The 15,359-nt window shown below is 72.2% G+C and carries 15 protein-coding genes and 1 pseudogene; 9 read left to right on the forward strand and 7 right to left on the reverse strand.

Annotation, left to right across the window (positions count from 1 at the left end; all coding sequences use genetic code 11):
• The first annotated feature begins 53 nt into the window (after positions 1-53).
• The 3 genes from FVE25_RS06195 to FVE25_RS06205 are packed head-to-tail and all read left to right on the forward strand — an operon-like array spanning position 54 to position 3,089.
• The gene (locus FVE25_RS06195; RefSeq protein ID WP_246266662.1) at positions 54-1,205 is read left to right on the forward strand and encodes a LolA family protein; all 1,152 of its coding nucleotides are present in this window, start codon (positions 54-56) and stop codon (positions 1,203-1,205) included.
• Positions 1,202-2,149, forward strand: a complete 948-nt coding sequence (locus FVE25_RS06200; RefSeq protein ID WP_157245361.1) for an ABC transporter ATP-binding protein — start codon at positions 1,202-1,204, stop codon at positions 2,147-2,149. The genes FVE25_RS06195 and FVE25_RS06200 overlap by 4 nt, the downstream gene beginning before the upstream one ends.
• The gene (locus FVE25_RS06205; RefSeq protein ID WP_157245362.1) at positions 2,136-3,089 is read left to right on the forward strand and encodes an ABC transporter permease; all 954 of its coding nucleotides are present in this window, start codon (positions 2,136-2,138) and stop codon (positions 3,087-3,089) included. The genes FVE25_RS06200 and FVE25_RS06205 overlap by 14 nt, the downstream gene beginning before the upstream one ends.
• A gap of 269 nt (positions 3,090-3,358) precedes the next feature.
• Here FVE25_RS06205 and FVE25_RS06210 read toward each other — a convergent pair whose 3' ends face one another.
• Positions 3,359-4,078: a YcnI family copper-binding membrane protein gene (locus tag FVE25_RS06210; protein WP_157245363.1), complete on the reverse strand. Its 720-nt coding sequence runs from the start codon at positions 4,076-4,078 to the stop codon at positions 3,359-3,361.
• Positions 4,079-4,131: 53 nt separating this feature from the next.
• Complete coding sequence (locus tag FVE25_RS06215; RefSeq protein WP_157245364.1) at positions 4,132-4,671, reverse strand: MFS transporter; 540 nt, start codon at positions 4,669-4,671, stop codon at positions 4,132-4,134.
• A gap of 106 nt (positions 4,672-4,777) precedes the next feature.
• Here FVE25_RS06215 and FVE25_RS06220 point away from each other — a divergent pair, with 106 nt between their 5' ends.
• Positions 4,778-5,257, forward strand: coding sequence for a hypothetical protein (locus tag FVE25_RS06220; protein ID WP_246266664.1), 480 nt, complete (start codon positions 4,778-4,780; stop codon positions 5,255-5,257).
• 50 nt (positions 5,258-5,307) lie between these two features.
• On the opposite strand, the pseudogene FVE25_RS06225 reads toward FVE25_RS06220, so the two are convergent.
• The 4 genes and pseudogenes from FVE25_RS06225 to FVE25_RS56180 form a co-directional block, all read right to left on the reverse strand.
• Positions 5,308-5,988, reverse strand: a pseudogene (locus FVE25_RS06225) (ABC transporter ATP-binding protein); the annotation flags it as partial.
• Positions 5,989-5,993: 5 nt separating this feature from the next.
• Positions 5,994-6,782, reverse strand: a complete 789-nt coding sequence (locus FVE25_RS06230) for an ABC transporter permease (protein ID WP_157245366.1) — start codon at positions 6,780-6,782, stop codon at positions 5,994-5,996.
• A complete protein-coding gene (locus FVE25_RS06235) occupies positions 6,775-7,554 on the reverse strand; it encodes an ABC transporter permease (protein ID WP_343046129.1) in 780 nt (259 codons plus the stop codon). Before FVE25_RS06235 ends, FVE25_RS06230 begins: the two co-directional genes overlap by 8 nt.
• Before the next feature lie 115 nt (positions 7,555-7,669).
• Complete coding sequence (locus FVE25_RS56180; protein WP_281367819.1) at positions 7,670-7,798, reverse strand: hypothetical protein; 129 nt, start codon at positions 7,796-7,798, stop codon at positions 7,670-7,672.
• A gap of 46 nt (positions 7,799-7,844) precedes the next feature.
• Between FVE25_RS56180 and FVE25_RS06240 the strand changes: the two genes are divergently transcribed.
• The 5 genes from FVE25_RS06240 (at position 7,845) to fxsT (ending at position 14,304) form a co-directional block, all read left to right on the forward strand.
• The gene (locus FVE25_RS06240; protein WP_157245367.1) at positions 7,845-8,807 is read left to right on the forward strand and encodes an alpha/beta hydrolase fold domain-containing protein; all 963 of its coding nucleotides are present in this window, start codon (positions 7,845-7,847) and stop codon (positions 8,805-8,807) included.
• A gap of 70 nt (positions 8,808-8,877) precedes the next feature.
• Positions 8,878-9,693 (forward strand): siderophore-interacting protein, encoded by an 816-nt coding sequence (locus FVE25_RS06245; RefSeq protein ID WP_157245368.1) that lies wholly within the window; start codon positions 8,878-8,880, stop codon positions 9,691-9,693.
• 176 nt (positions 9,694-9,869) lie between these two features.
• Positions 9,870-11,363, forward strand: a complete 1,494-nt coding sequence (locus FVE25_RS06250) for a serine/threonine-protein kinase (protein WP_157245369.1) — start codon at positions 9,870-9,872, stop codon at positions 11,361-11,363.
• A 236-nt stretch (positions 11,364-11,599) separates the two neighbouring features.
• The gene (locus FVE25_RS06255; RefSeq protein ID WP_157245370.1) at positions 11,600-11,872 is read left to right on the forward strand and encodes a hypothetical protein; all 273 of its coding nucleotides are present in this window, start codon (positions 11,600-11,602) and stop codon (positions 11,870-11,872) included.
• Positions 11,872-14,304, forward strand: a complete 2,433-nt coding sequence (gene fxsT, locus FVE25_RS06260; RefSeq protein ID WP_157245547.1) for an FxSxx-COOH system tetratricopeptide repeat protein — start codon at positions 11,872-11,874, stop codon at positions 14,302-14,304. Before FVE25_RS06255 ends, fxsT begins: the two co-directional genes overlap by 1 nt.
• Positions 14,305-15,157: 853 nt before the next feature.
• Here the strand turns inward: fxsT and FVE25_RS53730 are convergent.
• Positions 15,158-15,337 carry a hypothetical protein gene (locus FVE25_RS53730; protein ID WP_181019461.1) on the reverse strand — a complete coding sequence of 60 codons (180 nt, stop codon included), beginning with the start codon at positions 15,335-15,337 and terminating at the stop codon, positions 15,158-15,160.
• Between the last annotated feature and the right edge of the window lie 22 nt (positions 15,338-15,359).

The following is a 15,359-nucleotide window of genomic DNA, read 5'->3' on the forward strand; positions in this document are numbered from 1 at the left end:
ACGGTGGTGACATCCGAATACCGTGAAGGAGTGAGATGCGCAGAGGAACGATCGTGAGGTGGGGTGTTCCGATCGCGGCTGCCGCCGTGATCGGAGCGGCGATCGGCGCCGGTCCCGTGATCGCCGCCGTGAGCGGCGACCCCGTGCTGCCGGAGCGTTCGGCCGAGCAGCTGCTGGCCGACGCCGCCGCGGCGGCGAAGAAGGCCGGCGGCCCGCCGCAGATGTCGGGCACCGTCCAGCAGACGGCCTCGCTCGGCCTGCCGGCGCTGCCCAGCCAGGGCGGGAGCGCCTCGCCGCTGGCGATGCTGTCCGGATCCCGCGAGATCAAGGTCTGGTACGGCGCGGAGGACCGCCTGCGGGTGGCCCTGCCCGGCCAGATGAGCGAGACCAACCTGATCGTCAACGGCGACCAGGCGTGGTACTGGGACAGCGGCACCAACACCGCCACCAAGCTCAAGCTGCCCGCCGAGGGCGAGCAGAGCCCGGCCAAGCCCGTGCCCAGCCCGACGGACCTGACGCCGCAGCAGGTGGCGCAGGGCTTCCTGGACCGGGTCGACGAAAGCACCGGCGTCTCGGTGACCAACACCGCGGAGGTGGCCGGACGGGCCGCCTACCAGCTCGTGCTGACGCCGAAGGCGCAGGGCTCGCTGGTGCAGGAGGTGCGCCTGGCCCTGGACGGCGAGAACTACATGCCGCTGCAGGTTCAGGTGTTCGCCAAGGGCTCGGCGGAACCGGCCTTCCAGGTCGGGTTCACGCAGGTGACGTTCACCGCGCCGGCCGCGGAGAACTTCGCCTTCACCCCGCCCGCCGGGGCGAAGGTCGAGGAGCAGGATCTGGGCAAGCTCGGCGGTCAGCAGCCCGAGCACGGCAAGGAGGCCGAGAAGGCCGCCGAGGACGTCAAGGTCGTCGGCGAGGGCTGGACCACCGTGGCCGTGCTGCCGTTCAAGCCCGGCGAGCAGAAGCCGGCGGAGCAGAAGCCCGGCGAGCAGAAGCTCGGTGAGCTGAAGCCCGAAGAGCAGCAGAGCGGCTCGAGCGAGGCACAGGCGCTCACCGCCATCCTCGAGCAGGCCACGCCGGTGAGCGGCGCGTGGGGCTCCGGCAAGATGATCAAGACCAAGCTGGTCACGGCCCTGCTGACCGACGACGGCCGCCTGCTGGCCGGCGCGGTCACCCCGGACGAACTCGTCAAGGTCGCAGGACAGTGACGACCGAGGTCACGTTGGAAGCGGGGGCGCCCTTCGGGGCGGCCCCGCCCGCCGCCATCACCACCCGCGGCCTGACCAAGCGCTTCCGCGGCGGTCAGGTGGCCGTCGACGCGATCGACCTGCACGTGCCGCGCGGCGCCGTCTACGGCTTCCTCGGCCCCAACGGATCGGGCAAGACCACCACGATCCGCATGCTGATCGGCCTGATCACGCCGACCGAGGGCATGTTCGAGATGCCGCCGCTGACCACCGTGGGCGCGCTGGTCGAGGGCCCGGCCTTCTACCCCTACCTGTCGGGAGAGGCCAACCTGCTGCGCTTCGACGCCGCCGACCCCTCCGCCCCGCCCAGGACGGCCAGGGCACGGGCCGGCGAGGCGCTGGAGCGGGTGGGGCTGGCCGCCGCGGCGGGCAAGCGGTACCGCGCCTACTCGCTGGGCATGCGCCAGCGCCTGGCCATCGCCGCCGCGCTGCTGCGCCCCCGGGAGCTGCTGGTGCTCGACGAGCCCACCAACGGCCTGGACCCGCAGGGCACCCGCGAGGTGCGGGCGCTGGTCAAGGAGGTCGCCGCGGACGGCACCACCGTCTTCGTCTCCTCCCACCTGCTGGCCGAGGTCGAGCAGATGTGCACCCACGCCGGGATCATGAGCTCCGGCAAGCTCGTCGCGGAGGGCACCATCGCCTCCCTGAGCGGGGGGCGCGCCGCGAGGATCCGCATCGACACGCCCGACCTGGGCGAGGCGGCCCGCGTGCTGACCGGGCTGGGGCTGCCGGACGTGCGGGTGGGCTCCGACGTGACCGCGGAACTCGCCGGGCAGGCGCCGGAGCGCGTCAACGCCGAACTGGTCGGGGCGGGCGTCGCCGTACGCGGGCTGTCGGTGGTGCGCACGAGCCTGGAGGACGTGTTCGTGGGACTGACGGGGGAGGGCTTCGATGTCGACGGCTGACACCGGCACGCGCCGGACGCCGGGCCTCGTGCCGGTGACCGAGACCATCCGCAGCGCCGAGCGCGCCGAGCCGGCCGCGGAGGACGGCGGGAGCGTGGTGGCCGTGCCCGAGCGGGCCGGCGGGCCGGCGGCGTTCTGGCGGCTGCTCCGCTCCGAGCTGGGGCTGACCTTCCGGCGCCCGCGCAACCTCATCATCCTGGCCGTGCTGGCCGTGGTGCCGGTGATCATCGGCATCGTGCTGCGGAGCATCGGCGCCGAGGAGGCCGACGGCGGCATGGGCGCGCTCGTGGCGGCCACGGCGGGCAACAGCCTCATGCTGACGTTCGTGGCGCTGTCGGCGCTGGTGCCGCTGATGATGCCGATCGCCGTCGCGGTGGTGGCCGGTGACGCGATCGCCGGCGAGGCCGGGGGCGGGACGCTGCGCTACCTGCTGGCCGCACCGGCCGGGCGGGGGCGGCTGCTGGCGGTGAAGTACCTCAACGCGGTGATCTACGGGGTGGCGGTGACGGCCGCGGTGGCCGCGGCCGCGCTGATCGTGGGCGTGGCGTTGTTCCCGGTGGGGCCGGTGACGCTGCTGTCCGGGACGACCGTGACGTTCGCGGAGGGGCTGCTGCGCATCCTCATCACCGTCGGGTACGTGAGCGCGGGGATGGCGGCGCTGGCCGCGGTGGCGATCGCCCTCTCGACGCTGACCGAGGTGCCGATCGGGGCGATCGCCTCGACGCTGGTGCTGGTCATCGTGACGCAGGTGCTGCGGATGTTCCCGCAGCTGGACGCCCTGGCGCCGTACTTGCTGCCGACGCACTGGACGGCGTTCGACGGGGCGCTGCGGGCGCCGCTGGGCGACCTGTCCGGCGGGCTGCTGGCCTTCGCGGCCTACATCGCCCTCTTCCTCTCCGTCGCCTGGGCGAAGTTCTCCGGCAAGGACATAACATCGTGATCTTTTACGGCGGGGCCGGCTTGCCGCCACCCGCCGTCGCTCGCTCGCGCAGGTCGGGGGGATCGCTTCTCACGTCGGACGTGGTTCGCGCCGTCACGGCCATCGTCTGACCGGGCGAGGGGCCGAACGTGGAGCGGCGCCCGGCCCGGGGGAGGGGTTGGGCCGGGCGCCGCGTTCCTCCCCGAGCCGGGCTCGCGCTCGGGCTCGGGCTCGCGCTCGGGCTCGGGCTCGGGCTCGGGCTCGGGGAGGAGGGCTTCAAGCCGGTGTGGTCATGACGACCTGCGGCGCAGGGCCAGGGCTGCTATCACGAGGCCGATGACGCCGGCCGCCAGCCCGGCGCCGCCCAGCAGTCGGGCGGTGCCGTCCGATGCCGACGAGGCGGCCACCGGGGTGACCGAGGGCTTGGCCGCCGCCTCCGTGGCCGGGGACGTGGTGGCGGGGGTGCCGTGGGCGTCGCCGGTGGCGGGGGTGAGCTTCAGGACCGGGGCGGGGCGTTCGGCTTCGGTGCCGTCGGTCTTGGGGGCGTCGGCCCACTTGACCACCTCGCCGCCCGAATACGTCTGGGTGGTGGGGAAGACGAGCTGGTCGGTGTCCTTGGGCAACTGGCCCATCGAGACCTCGAACTCCTGGAACTCGCCGGGGTTGATGGTGCCGCCGGTCCACTCGACCTTGGTCACCGCCTCTTCCAGGTCGCCGAACTCGGTCTTGACCGGCTTGGGCAGCTTGCCCTCGGTGACCTTGACCTTCCAGCCGGGCACCGGCTTGACGGAGACGAAGGCCAGCGGATGCTCGGCGGGGAAGGCGACTTCGACCTTGACGGTGCCGGCGTCGTCGCGTTCGTTCGGCACCCGGAAGGCGACCTTGGTGAAGCCGCCCTGCTCGGCGGTGCCGGGGTTGATGGTGACGTGGGCCAGCGCGGGGGCGGCCAGGGCGAGGGTGAGGGCGCAGGCGGCCGCGAGCACGCCCGCGGCACGTCGGAGGAACGACATGACGGATCTCCACTTCGGACGATCGGAAAAAGGGATGAAGGGGTGTCAGATGGTCAGGCGGGAAGTGGAGGACCACGCCTGCTGACGGTGAGCGTGACGGCCGGGCTGACCGGGACGCGGCGGGAGGTGAAGAAGGCGGCCTGCCGTACCTCGGGAATGCGCGAGGGCGGCGGCAGCGGGATCAGGCGGCGGGCCAGGCGGTGCAGGAGCGACCAGACCACGTGCTCGCCGCGCGCCAGCCACCAGCCCGTGAGCAGGGTGGCGACGACGTGCGACAGGAGCATGCCGGCGTTCTGGCCGAGGCCGTGCTCGGGATCGGTCAGCGGGGACGGGACGGCGGGGGCCGAGCCGTAGGCGAAGGCGTTGTGGAGGGCCGCCTGCGTGGCGGCGAGCGCGAGGGTGATGGTGACGGGGCTGCGTTCGCGGCCGGACAGCAGCAGGCCGAGGGCGAGCACGCCGGCCAGGGCGAGGGCCAGCGTGGCCGGGCTGGGGGCGGTTCCGCCGCCCAGGGCGTGGGCGAGCGCGCTGAGACCCACGCTCACCGCGGCGAATGCGGCCGAGCGTGTGAGCCGGAGCGGGAGGTGGGCTCGCATGTGTGTGCCCCATGGTCTCACGGGGCAGGGGACGTGGTAGTCCCAAGCCTGGCTGATTTGCGACCTTTGTCGCTAGGGTCTGTGCCGACCGCGTTGACATGAGGTGATGACGTTGCGGCACTTTGCTGGATTGCTCCTCGGCGTGGTGGTCACCGCCGCCGTGCTGGTAGGCGGAGGCTGGGCCGCGCAGCAGGCGTTCGCCGCGGGCATGGCCGTCCCGCCGGGCGGCCAGCGGTTATGGATCGCGCTCGGGTCCATGGCCGCGGTCGGCCTGGTCGTCGGGCTCGTGGTGGCGGGGCGGGTCTCGCCCCTGGCCACGTTCGTCCCCTCTCTGGTGCTGCTGGCCTGGACGGTCGTCTACGCGCTCGACCCGGGCCGGGCGCTGTCGCTCATCCCCAGCCGGCCGACGATGCACTGGCTGGTCAACGAGGCGGGCGCGGGCAACAAGACGCTGCTCTCCCTGGGCGTTCACGGCCTGCTCGGCGTCGCGCTGTTCATCCCCGTGCTGATCCCCTCCCGCTGGGCGCGCCGCGACGACGACCTGGACGAGGAGTACGAGCCCTCGCAGGAGGGCTCCTACTACTGAGCGCCCGCCGTGTAGAGGCGGGTGACGACGTCCTCCAGGGAGCTCTCGCCCGCCATCAGCTCCTCGAGCGTGCCGTCGAACTGCATGCTGCCCCGGTCGATGACCATGACCCGGCGGCACAGGCGCTCGATGTCGCCGAGGTCGTGGGTGGTCAGGAGCACGGTGGTGCCGCGCTCGGCGTTCACCCGGCGCAGGAAGTCGCGGATGCTGTTCTTGCTGACCACGTCCAGGCCGATCGTGGGCTCGTCGAGCACCAGCACCTCCGGCGCGTGCAGGAGCGCGGCGGTCAGGTCGCCGCGCATGCGCTGGCCCAGGCTGAGCTGGCGCACCGGCGTGCCGAGGAAGCCGCCGAGGTCAAGGGTCTCGACGAGCTCGTCCAGGCGGCCGAGGAAGACCTTGCGATCTACTTTGTAAAGGAGCCGGATCAGGTCGAAGCTGTCCCTGAGCGGCAGGTCCCACCACAGCGTCGTGCGCTGCCCGAACACCACGCCGATGCGCCGGGCCACCGCCGTGCGCCTGCGGGTGGGGTCCAGGCCGGCCACGCGCACCGAGCCGGAGGTCGGGGTGAGGATGCCGCAGAGCATCTTGATGGTGGTGGACTTGCCCGCGCCGTTCGGGCCGAGGTAGCCGACGAACTCGCCGGGCGCGACGGTGAACGACAGATCTCGTACGGCGTGCACGAGGTTCCTCTTCACCTTGAAGGAACGCCCGGCCCGGTCCAGCTCGATCATGGTGGTCAACTCCCGGTGGATCGGTAGTGGCGAAGCCCCTGACGCCAGGCCAGCGCGGCCAGCAGGGCGAGGACGAGGGCGGCGAGCGGCCCGAGGAAGCGCATGAACTCCGGCGTCCCGAACGGATCGGGCATGCCGAGCACGTAGAGCCCGGGCTGCCAGTTGACGAAGGCCAGCGGCAGCACGTAGGTCACCCCGCGCACCAGCTCCTTGCCGTAGATCGCGAACGGGTACTGGGTGAGCTGCCCGCTGCCGTAGGTGAAGGCGTTGGCCACCTCCGGCGCGTCGGTCAGCACGACCTGCATCGCCCCGGCCAGCGTCCAGAGCGAGGTGAAGATGACGATCCCGCACCCGATCATCACGGGTACCATCCACAGCCGCGACCAGGGCAGGTCGAGCGCGCCCAGCGCGTACCCCAGCGCGATGGCCGCCTGCAGCACCCGCCCGGCCCGCGTGGGCATGAAGCGGTCGGTGGCCATCTGGATCCAGGTGCTGACCGGCCGGATCAGCATGGTGTCGAAGGTGCCGGCCTTGACGTGCTGGCTGATCCGGTCGAGGTTGCTGACCAGCATGTCGCAGAGGGCGAAGGCCACGTTGGCCGTGCCGTACAGGAACAGGACCTGCTCGCGGCTGAAGCCGGCCAGCGTGGTGGTGTTGGCGAAGATGACCAGGATGGCGGCGACGTCGAGGCCGGCGACCAGGAAGCCGAGCACCACCGAGAGCGCGAACGACAGCGGGTAGGCGGCCGCGGCGCGGGTCCAGGTCCAGGCCAGCAGGACGTAGGTTCTAACCACCCTGGATCACCACCCGGTGGCGGACCAGGCGGGTGGCCAGCGCGCCGAGCGTGAGCAGCGCCGCCGCCCAGAGCAGCTGGGTGCCCAGGGCCTGCCAGAGGCCGGTCGTGCCCAGGTAGACGTCCATCGGGATCTGGACCATCGCCGCCCACGGCAGCACGGCGGCCAGGTCGCCGAGGAAGCCGGGGAAGATGTGCAGCGGCAGCATCATGCCGCTGAAGAAGAGGGTCAGGACGAGGGAGACGGCCAGGACGCCGCGGTCGTCGCTCAGCCAGCACACCGACAGCGAGACCAGGTAGCGCCAGCCGAAGCTGACGACGACGCCGAGCGTGAAGCTGAGCAGGAAGGCGGCGGCGTTGGCCGGGGCGGCGATGCCGAACAGCAGCGCGCCGAGGAGCGTCGGCGGGATGCCGCGCACGAGGAACAGGTAGGCGGCCCGGCCGAGGTCCTCCGACAGCGAGCTGAGCTGCAGGGAGGCCGGGCGGACCAGGTCGAGGGCGATGTCGCCGCTGCGGATGCGCTCGGGGATGGTCAGGCCGCCGCCGAACAGCTGCATCGGGCCGATGAACGCCTGGGTGACGAAGCAGAAGGTGACGGCGTCGACGACGTCGTAACCGGCCAGGCCGGGGCGGGCCTGCCACAGGGCGATGAGGACGTAGGCGCGCAGGATGCCGAAGACGCTGTTGGTGAAGGCCCCGGCCAGGGCGGCGCCGACGTAGGTGGCGTGCTTGCGGAAGCCGTACCGGGCGAGGCGGAGATAGAGGGGGATCAGGGTTCACCTCCGGAGGGTGAGGGCATGGCGACGGCCCGTGTGCGGGCGTGCACACGGGTAGGCCAGGTGAGCCCTGCATTATGCGCCCGTCCCGGTGGGGGTGGCAACGGGTTTTCTAGCGGTCTTCCAGCCGGTGGACGAAGCGCAGGGCGGACCAGGTGGCGTCCACGGCGGCGGCCTTGACCCGGTGGCCCGCCTTGACGCCGGGCTTCTGCGGCAGCGGCGTACCCGGAGAGCCGGTCATGCCTAGAAGGATGCCAGGTGGGAATGGATATATGCGGGAGGAATGGATGCACCTTGACCGGGATGTCTACCCCGACCACCCTCTCAGCTGGCAGGCCCGCGCGCTCAACGGCGTGCTCCGCGGCACCCTGAAGCCCGCTTCCAGCCTGCTGCTGCGGCACCGGCTGGCGATCGAGGCGGCCGCCCGGCTGGGCACGCTGGCCGCGCTGGTGCCCTCGCGGCTGCCCCGGCACGTGAGCGTGACCCCGGCACACCTCGGCGCGTGCGGGGGCGAGTGGCTGCGCGCGGGTCGGGAGGCGGACGAGGGCAGGGTGCTGCTCTACTTTCACGGCGGCGGCTACTTCTCCTGCTCGCCGCGGACCCACCGGCCCCTCACGTGGCGGCTGTCGGCGGCGGCCCGCCGCCCGGTGCTGGCGCTGGACTACCGCCAGGGGCCGGTGCACACGCCGGCCGAGTCGCTGGCCGACGCCCTGCACGCCTACGGCTGCCTGCTGGAGCGCGGGTACTCCGACATCGTGCTGGCCGGGGACTCCGCCGGCGGGCACCTGTGCCTGGTGACGCTGCTGGCGCTGCGCGATCGGGGGATGCCGCCGCCGTCCGGCGCGATCTGCCTGTCGCCGTGGGCGGATCTGAGCGACGTCCCGCGCCGGGCCAACCGGTGGCAGGATCCGATGCTGCCCGCCGGGCGGGTGCGCTGGCTGGCCCGCCACTGGACCGCCGGCCTGGACGCCCGTGACCCGCTGGTCTCGCCGGTCAACGGCGACTACACCGGGCTGCCGCCGCTGATGATCGTCGTCGGCTCGACCGAGGTGCTGCGGGACGAGGCGCGCCGCGTGGCCGTGCGGGCCAGGCGGGCGGGGGTGCCGGTGCGGTACGAGGAGTGGGCCCGGATGCCGCACGTCTTCCCGATCCTGGCCGACGTCCTGCCGGAGGCGCGGCTGGTCTACCGGCACATGGCCGAGTTCGTGGCGGCCGCGGGCGGGACGGCTTTCCTCGAAGATGCCGCCTGAGGGCGCATCGCTGCTTACCCGGGTGTAGGTTAGGTATACCTAAGTTCAGCGCCTGAGGGGAAGGGCCTGTATGCCGAAGAACGAGCACAAGGCGACCGTGCTGCGGACCGAGCAGCTCACGCCCCATATGATCCGCGTGGTGGCAGGCGGCGAGAGCCTGCGCGGGTTCGCCACCTCGGGGCTGACCGACCACTACGTCAAGCTCGTCTTCCGCCACGAGGGCGTGGAGTACCCCGAGCCGTTCACCGTGCAGAGCTGCCGCGAGCTGCTGCCGCGCGAGCAGTGGCCGCGGGTGCGCACCTACACCGTCCGCGCCTGGGACCCCGACACCCTCGAGCTGACCATCGACTTCGTCTACCACGGCGACGAGGGCGTGGCCGGGCCGTGGGCGGCCGCCGCCAAGCCCGGCGACACGCTCTACATGCTCGGCCCCGGCGGCGGCTACGCGCCCGACCCCGAGGCCGCCTGGCACCTGCTGGCGGGGGACGAGAGCGCGCTGCCCGCCATCGCCGCGGCCCTGGAGGCGCTGCCGGAGGACGCGACGGCGCACGTGTTCGTCGAGATCGAGGGCCCGGCCGAGGAGCAGAAGACGCCGCGCCCGGTGACCTGGCTCTACCGTGGCGACCGGCCGGTGGGCGAGCTGCTGGTGGAGGCGGTGCGCGGGTTGGAGTTCCCGGAGGGCGACGTGCACGCGTTCGTGCACGGGGAGGCGGGCTTCGTCAAGCAGCTGCGCCGCCACCTGAGGATCGAGCGCGGCATCCCGCTGGAGCGGCTGTCGATCTCCGGCTACTGGCGGCTCGGCGCCGACGACGAGGCGTGGCGGGCGGTCAAGAAGGAGTGGAACCAGGCCGTGGAGGCCGAGGAGGCCACGGCGCTGTCGTCGTAAAACGCCACTTCAGGCCGTCCCGTCACAGCACTTACTAGCCGGAAGGTAGCAGCAACCTTACTCGCGATACCCCTTGGGAAAACCATGCGGAAACCCTCACCCGGTTGGGGCCACAGTGTGCTTGCCAGGTCCCAGACAGGAGAGGCGAGGTCCGGATGGCGCGTGGTGCGAGCGGCATGCCTGGTGCGAGTGACATGCCCGGTGCGAGCGGCACGCCGCAGGGCGTGGGGCCGCTTACGGTGGGCGACCCGGTCATCATCGGCCGATACCTCCTTCTCGGCCGGCTCGGCGCCGGCGGCATGGGCGTGGTCTACCTCGCCGAACATCCCCGGGGCGGCGTGGTCGCGCTGAAGACCCCGCACCCGGCGCACCTCGGCGACCCGACGCTGCGCGCCCGCTTCGCCGAGGAGGTCTCCTTCTCGCGGCGGGTCGTGCCGTTCTGCACCGCCGCCGTCATCGAGGACGGCACCGACCGCGACCGGCCCTACCTCGTCACCGATTACATCCCCGGCCCCGCGCTCTCCCACGTCGTCGCGGCCGGCGGGCCGCTCACCCCCGATCTGGCGTACGGCGTGGCCCTCGGAGCCGCGGCCGCGCTGGCGGCGGTGCACGACGCCGGGCTGGTGCACCGCGACCTCAAACCGGCCAACGTGCTGCTCTCGCCCAGGGGCCCGCGCGTGATCGACTTCGGCATCGCCCGCGAGGTGGACACCCTCGCCGCCCACACGCAGGCCGGGCAGGTCATGGGCAGCCCCGGCTGGGTCGCCCCCGAGCGGCTCACGGGCGGCCCCGCCGTACCGGCCTCGGACGTGTTCGCCTGGGGGTGCCTGGTGGCCTTCGCCGCGAGCGGGCACCATCCGTTCGGGCGGGGGGAGCAGGACGTGCTGTCGCGGCGCATCCTGCTGGAGGCGCAGCGGCTGGACGCCGTGCCCGCGATGCTGCGGCCCGCCGTGGAGGCCGCGCTGGCCAAGGAGCCCGGGGCGCGGCCCCGGGCGGCGGACCTGCTGCGGGCGCTGCTCGCCGCGGGCGGGGTCGGGGACCCGTGGGATCTGCGCGCCGCCGTCGACGGGGTCCTGGAGGAGTTGTGGACGCCGGTTCCCCATCCGCAGGGAGAGGGGAGGGTACGGCCGGCGGCACCTCCCCGGCGGCGCCGGGCCCGGACGGGTTCGCCGGCGTCGCATGCCGGCTTCGCCGCGCTGGCCACCGTCTCGATCGCGGCGCTGACCGTGATCGCGGCCGGGAACCCGTCGTCGCCCGGCTCCTCAGGCGGATCCGTCATCCCGGAGGCGCCGGTCGTGATGCCGCACGGCTCGGCCGGGTCGACCGTCCGGCCGCCGGGCGGCGGCGCCGTCCCGGTGTCCGTCGCGCCGGTCGTCTCCGCGTCCGCCTCAGGTCCCGCTGTCACCCTTACGCGCACGCTGACCCCGTCCGCGGTGGCGACGCCGCCTCCGCCGAGCGTGCCGCACGCCACCGGCAGCCCGCCGCCGGGAACGTTCCGGCCGGAGCCGTCGCGGGAGGACGACTGCGCCAACCCGGCCGCCCGTGACTGCCCCGTGCCTTCGGGCGGCATCACGACGATTCCGCAGGAGGGACCGGGCGAATCACCCGAACCATCGCTCACGCCTACCGACGTGCCCACCACCCCGGCCACGCCCGCGGTCACCGGCTGACGGCAGCGGCCGTTCGTGCCGCCGGATGAATCTGTGCCCGAGGGTCCGGCGAGATCGTGCGGCACGTCAACACCGCACCTCACCGATGGGCAAGCGTCCCCTTCGGCGGCTTCTTCGTCGTCCCCGCCGTCCGGGAAGGCATACCGTCCAGACGCCATGGACGGCCCGGGGTGTTAACGGGCGTTCACGTTGTGTGATCTTGCAGGGCGGTTCATGATGCCGGTATGCGCGGGAGCGTGAGCTACGGAGCGGTGCCGGCCCTGACAGGGCCGGGCGTCGATGTCGCGGCAGTGGGGCTGGGCAAGCCGGCCGGCGTGATCGGGGTGTCCGTCGCCCTGATCGGGCTGGGAGTGGCGATATTCGGGGCGCCTGCCAACCGGAAACCCGGCAACGGCGCCGGCCGGGAAACGCCGAGTGTTGCCGCCTCCGGGCAGCGGCCGATCACCATCCGCGGCGCCAACAGCCGGATCGCCCCAACCGGGGATGATACGACCACCCTTCAGAGGTGATGAAACTCCGCTGGTGGCGGCGGGCGTCGGCCAAGCCCGGCACCGATGCGCCGTCGCCGCCGCCCGCCCCAGCCCAGGCCGCCGGGCCGGGAACCACCCGGCCCGGCGCGCGATCGGTGCGGGTGAGCGGGGACAACCTGGGCATCATCGCCACCGGCGATCACACGACCAACGTGCAGACGGTGCTGCCCGCCCAGGCGTTCCGGCCGGTCGCGCAGGTCACCGCGTCCTTGAGCCTGGTGAACGTGCCCGCGCATGCCGGCGTCTTCGTCGGACGAGTCGAAGAGCTGGCCGCTCTGCAGCAGGCGCTGTCCGTCGCGGAGCCTGTTGTCGTGGCCGCGGTGCACGGGCTGGGCGGTATCGGTAAGTCCACCCTGGCGGCCCGCTACGCCGCCGGACGCGCCCGCGCCGGAGTGTTCAACCCGGTGTGGTGGATCACCGCTGACACCCCCGCCTCGATCGAGGCCGGGCTGGCCGCCTTGATGGTCGCGTTGCAGCCTGAGCTGGCCTCAGCGTTACCGGCGCGGGCGCTGGCCGAGCGAGCGGCCGGCTGGCTGTCCTGCCATCCCGGGTGGCTCCTGGTGCTGGACAACCTCGCCCACCCCGACCACATCACCGGCCTGCTGGACCGCACGCTGGCCGGCCGGCTGCTGGTGACCAGCCGGCTCGGCACCGGCTGGCACCAGCTGGGCGCATCGGTCGTGCGCCTGGATGTGCTGAGCGAGACCGAGGCGATCGACCTGCTGGCCCGCATCGCGGGCCGCCTGCCCGGTGCCGGCCTCGACGGGGCGGCTGAGCTCGTGCGCGAGCTGGGCTGCCTGCCGCTGGCCGTCGAGCAGGCAGCCGCCTACCTGAACCAAAACCACCTGTCCCCACGCGCCTACCTGGACCTGCTCACCGCTCACCCAGCGCAGATGTATGACCAGGCCGCTGAGGGCGGCGACGGCGAACGCACCGTCGCCCGGATCTGGCGGCTCACCCTCGACCGGCTCACCACCACGCCGCTGGCCGGGGACCTGCTGCGGATCCTGGCCTGGTACGCCCCAGAGCAGATTCCCCGCGACCTGCTGGACGGCTTGGCCACGGCACCCCGGACGCAGCAGGCGCTGGGACGGCTGGCCGCCTACAACCTGATCAGCCTCGATGCCGCCGGGGTCACCGTGCACCGTCTGGTCCAGGCCGTCGCCCGCACCGGCGACCCAGCTGATCCCCATCGGCAACCCGACGACATCGACACCGCCCGCGTCCGCGCCGTCACCCTGCTCGATCGGGCCCGCCCCGACGGCTATGACGCTCCGGCCTCCTGGCCGCGGTGGCGCAGGCTACTGCCCCATATCGAGGCCCTGTTCGCGCGCACCGCACCCGACGCCGACACCGCGGACGCTCAAGAACTGCTCCGCAACACCGGCCTCTTCCTGGAAGACCAAGGTGCCGTCGGCCGTGCTTTGACCTACCTCAAGCGGTGCATGGCCCTGGCGCAACGGGTCCACACCCTCGACCATCCCGCCGTTCTGGTCGCTCGCGCCAGCTTGGCCTTCGCCTGCAAATCGGCGGGGGACCTGGGCCAGGCGATCCCGCTGTACGAGCAGACGCTGGCCGAGCGGGAGCGGGTGCTCGGCCCCGACCACCCCGACACCCTGACCTCCGGCGACAACTTGGCCGGCGCCTACCGGGCAGCGGGTGACCTGGGCAGGGCCGTTCCGTTGTACGAGGTCACCCTCACCAAGCGGGAGCGGGTGCTCGGCCCCGACCACCCCGACACCCTTTCCTCCCGCAACAACTTGGCCGGCGCCTACCAGGCGGCGGGTGACCTGGTGCGGGCCGTCCCGCTGTACGAGCAGACGCTGGTCGACTGCGAGCGGGTGCTCGGCCCGGACCACCCCCATTCCCTGACCTCCCGCAACAACCTCGCCTACGCCTACCAGGCGGTGGGTGACCTGGTGCGGGCCGTCCCGCTGTACGAGCAGACACTGGCCGACTGCGAACGGGTGCTCGGCCCCGACCATCCCGACACCCTGACTTCCCGCAACAACTTGGCCGGCGTCTACCGCGCAGGCGGCGACCTGGTGCGGGCCGCCCCGCTGTATGAGCAGACGCTGGCCGAGCGGGAGCGGGTGCTCGGCCCGGACCACCCCGACACCCTGACTTCCCGCAACAACCTCGCCTACGTCTACCAGGCGGCGGGTGACCTGGTGCGGGCCGTCCCGCTGTATGAGCAGACGCTGGCCGAGCGGGAGCGGGTGCTCGGCCCCGACCATCCCAGTACCCTGATCTCCCGCAACAACCTGGCCGGCGCCTACCAGGCGGCGGGGCACGTGGGCCGGGCTGTCTCGTTGTACGAGCGAGCGCTGGCCGACTGCGAACGGGTGCTGGGCTGCCACCACCCCATTGCCAAAGCCGTGCGGGGCAACCTGGACAGGGCCAGGGGATAGGGCTGTCCGGGAAAAAGGCCGGAAGCACCGCCAGGCGCGCGAACTGCCGGGGCAGCGCGAGCCGGGATCACGACCTGGAGGGCAGGAGACAGACTCCCGGCGCGGCGTGCGCCGTACCTTGCGGCCCTTCCCGGCGCAGAGGCAGGGGCTACGGCCGCGATCACGCGATCAACCACCAGCGCCGATGGCGCGCGCCAAGTCGTTCAATTCCACCCATGCTGGCCGGGCAGTAATACGGAGGCGGTTCACCGGGTTACGATCGAGCCGCAATCGACGGCGTGACCGGATTAATCGGTGGTGGCTTAGATTGTTTGATAACCGACCGATATCGGCCATGAGGTGCTGCTGCATCGGGCATTTGATTTAACGGAATTAACTACCCAGGGGCCGAACACCGTGGTGTAGCTACCGCTACTATTCTGGCAGAAGAGTACGACCCGTGTCTGAGTCACTCCGGTGCCGCTGCACATCGCCCAGCCGGTGCCGCCGGTAATGCCAATCTGCGCGCTAGTGCTGCAGGTCGCCGCCTGAGCGGGAGCGGTCGGTGACATGAGAGTTGCCGCGGCGGCGACGGCGGCCACGGAAACGCCTAACTTCTTGATACGGCCCATTAGTACCTCCTTCGGCGTCGGTGTTTCCTGCTTGATGGTAGCCACGGCTTTGGTGGATATCCATAGGGAATGGTACGTAATTTGTTTGGGCGGTTTACGGGTTGGCCGCGGGGCCGCAGATCGTAGTCCGGAATGAGGTATTCCAGCACGTGGCTCAGATCGCAGACGATACGGATACGCACGCCGCGGCGTTCGGCCTGCGGCAGCCGGGTCCGGTGGTGATCGCCGTCGTCCAGCACCGCTCAGGTGCGCGCGTGCAGGCTGTCGCGGTCTCGGCTTGGTCGAACGGCGCCGATGACCGAGGCGTAGATCCACAGTCCGGACGCGTGACCCGGCCCGCACCCGGCGGTCGCCGAGGCTGATCGCGTCGTGCGGGCGGCGAAGCGCGGGACCGCGTCGTCGAGCACCGCCAAGGTGGCCACGCGTTCGCGACAGGGCTGCTCG

This window comes from Nonomuraea typhae, assembly GCF_009760925.1.
GTDB lineage: Bacteria > Actinomycetota > Actinomycetes > Streptosporangiales > Streptosporangiaceae > Nonomuraea > Nonomuraea typhae.

Bases quoted from the DNA above. Each gene is read 5' to 3' on its own strand.
- FVE25_RS06205 (WP_157245362.1), top strand. From the start codon at position 2,136: ATGTCGACGGCTGACACCGGCACGCGCCGGACGCCGGGCCTCGTGCCG.
- FVE25_RS06210 (WP_157245363.1), bottom strand. From the start codon at position 4,078: ATGTCGTTCCTCCGACGTGCCGCGGGCGTGCTCGCGGCCGCCTGCGCC.
- FVE25_RS06215 (WP_157245364.1), bottom strand. From the start codon at position 4,671: ATGCGAGCCCACCTCCCGCTCCGGCTCACACGCTCGGCCGCATTCGCC.
- FVE25_RS06220 (WP_246266664.1), top strand. From the start codon at position 4,778: ATGACGTTGCGGCACTTTGCTGGATTGCTCCTCGGCGTGGTGGTCACC.
- FVE25_RS56180 (WP_281367819.1), bottom strand. From the start codon at position 7,798: ATGACCGGCTCTCCGGGTACGCCGCTGCCGCAGAAGCCCGGCGTCAAG.
- FVE25_RS06240 (WP_157245367.1), top strand. From the start codon at position 7,845: ATGCACCTTGACCGGGATGTCTACCCCGACCACCCTCTCAGCTGGCAG.
- FVE25_RS06245 (WP_157245368.1), top strand. From the start codon at position 8,878: ATGCCGAAGAACGAGCACAAGGCGACCGTGCTGCGGACCGAGCAGCTC.
- FVE25_RS06250 (WP_157245369.1), top strand. From the start codon at position 9,870: ATGCCTGGTGCGAGTGACATGCCCGGTGCGAGCGGCACGCCGCAGGGC.
- fxsT (WP_157245547.1), top strand. From the start codon at position 11,872: ATGAAACTCCGCTGGTGGCGGCGGGCGTCGGCCAAGCCCGGCACCGAT.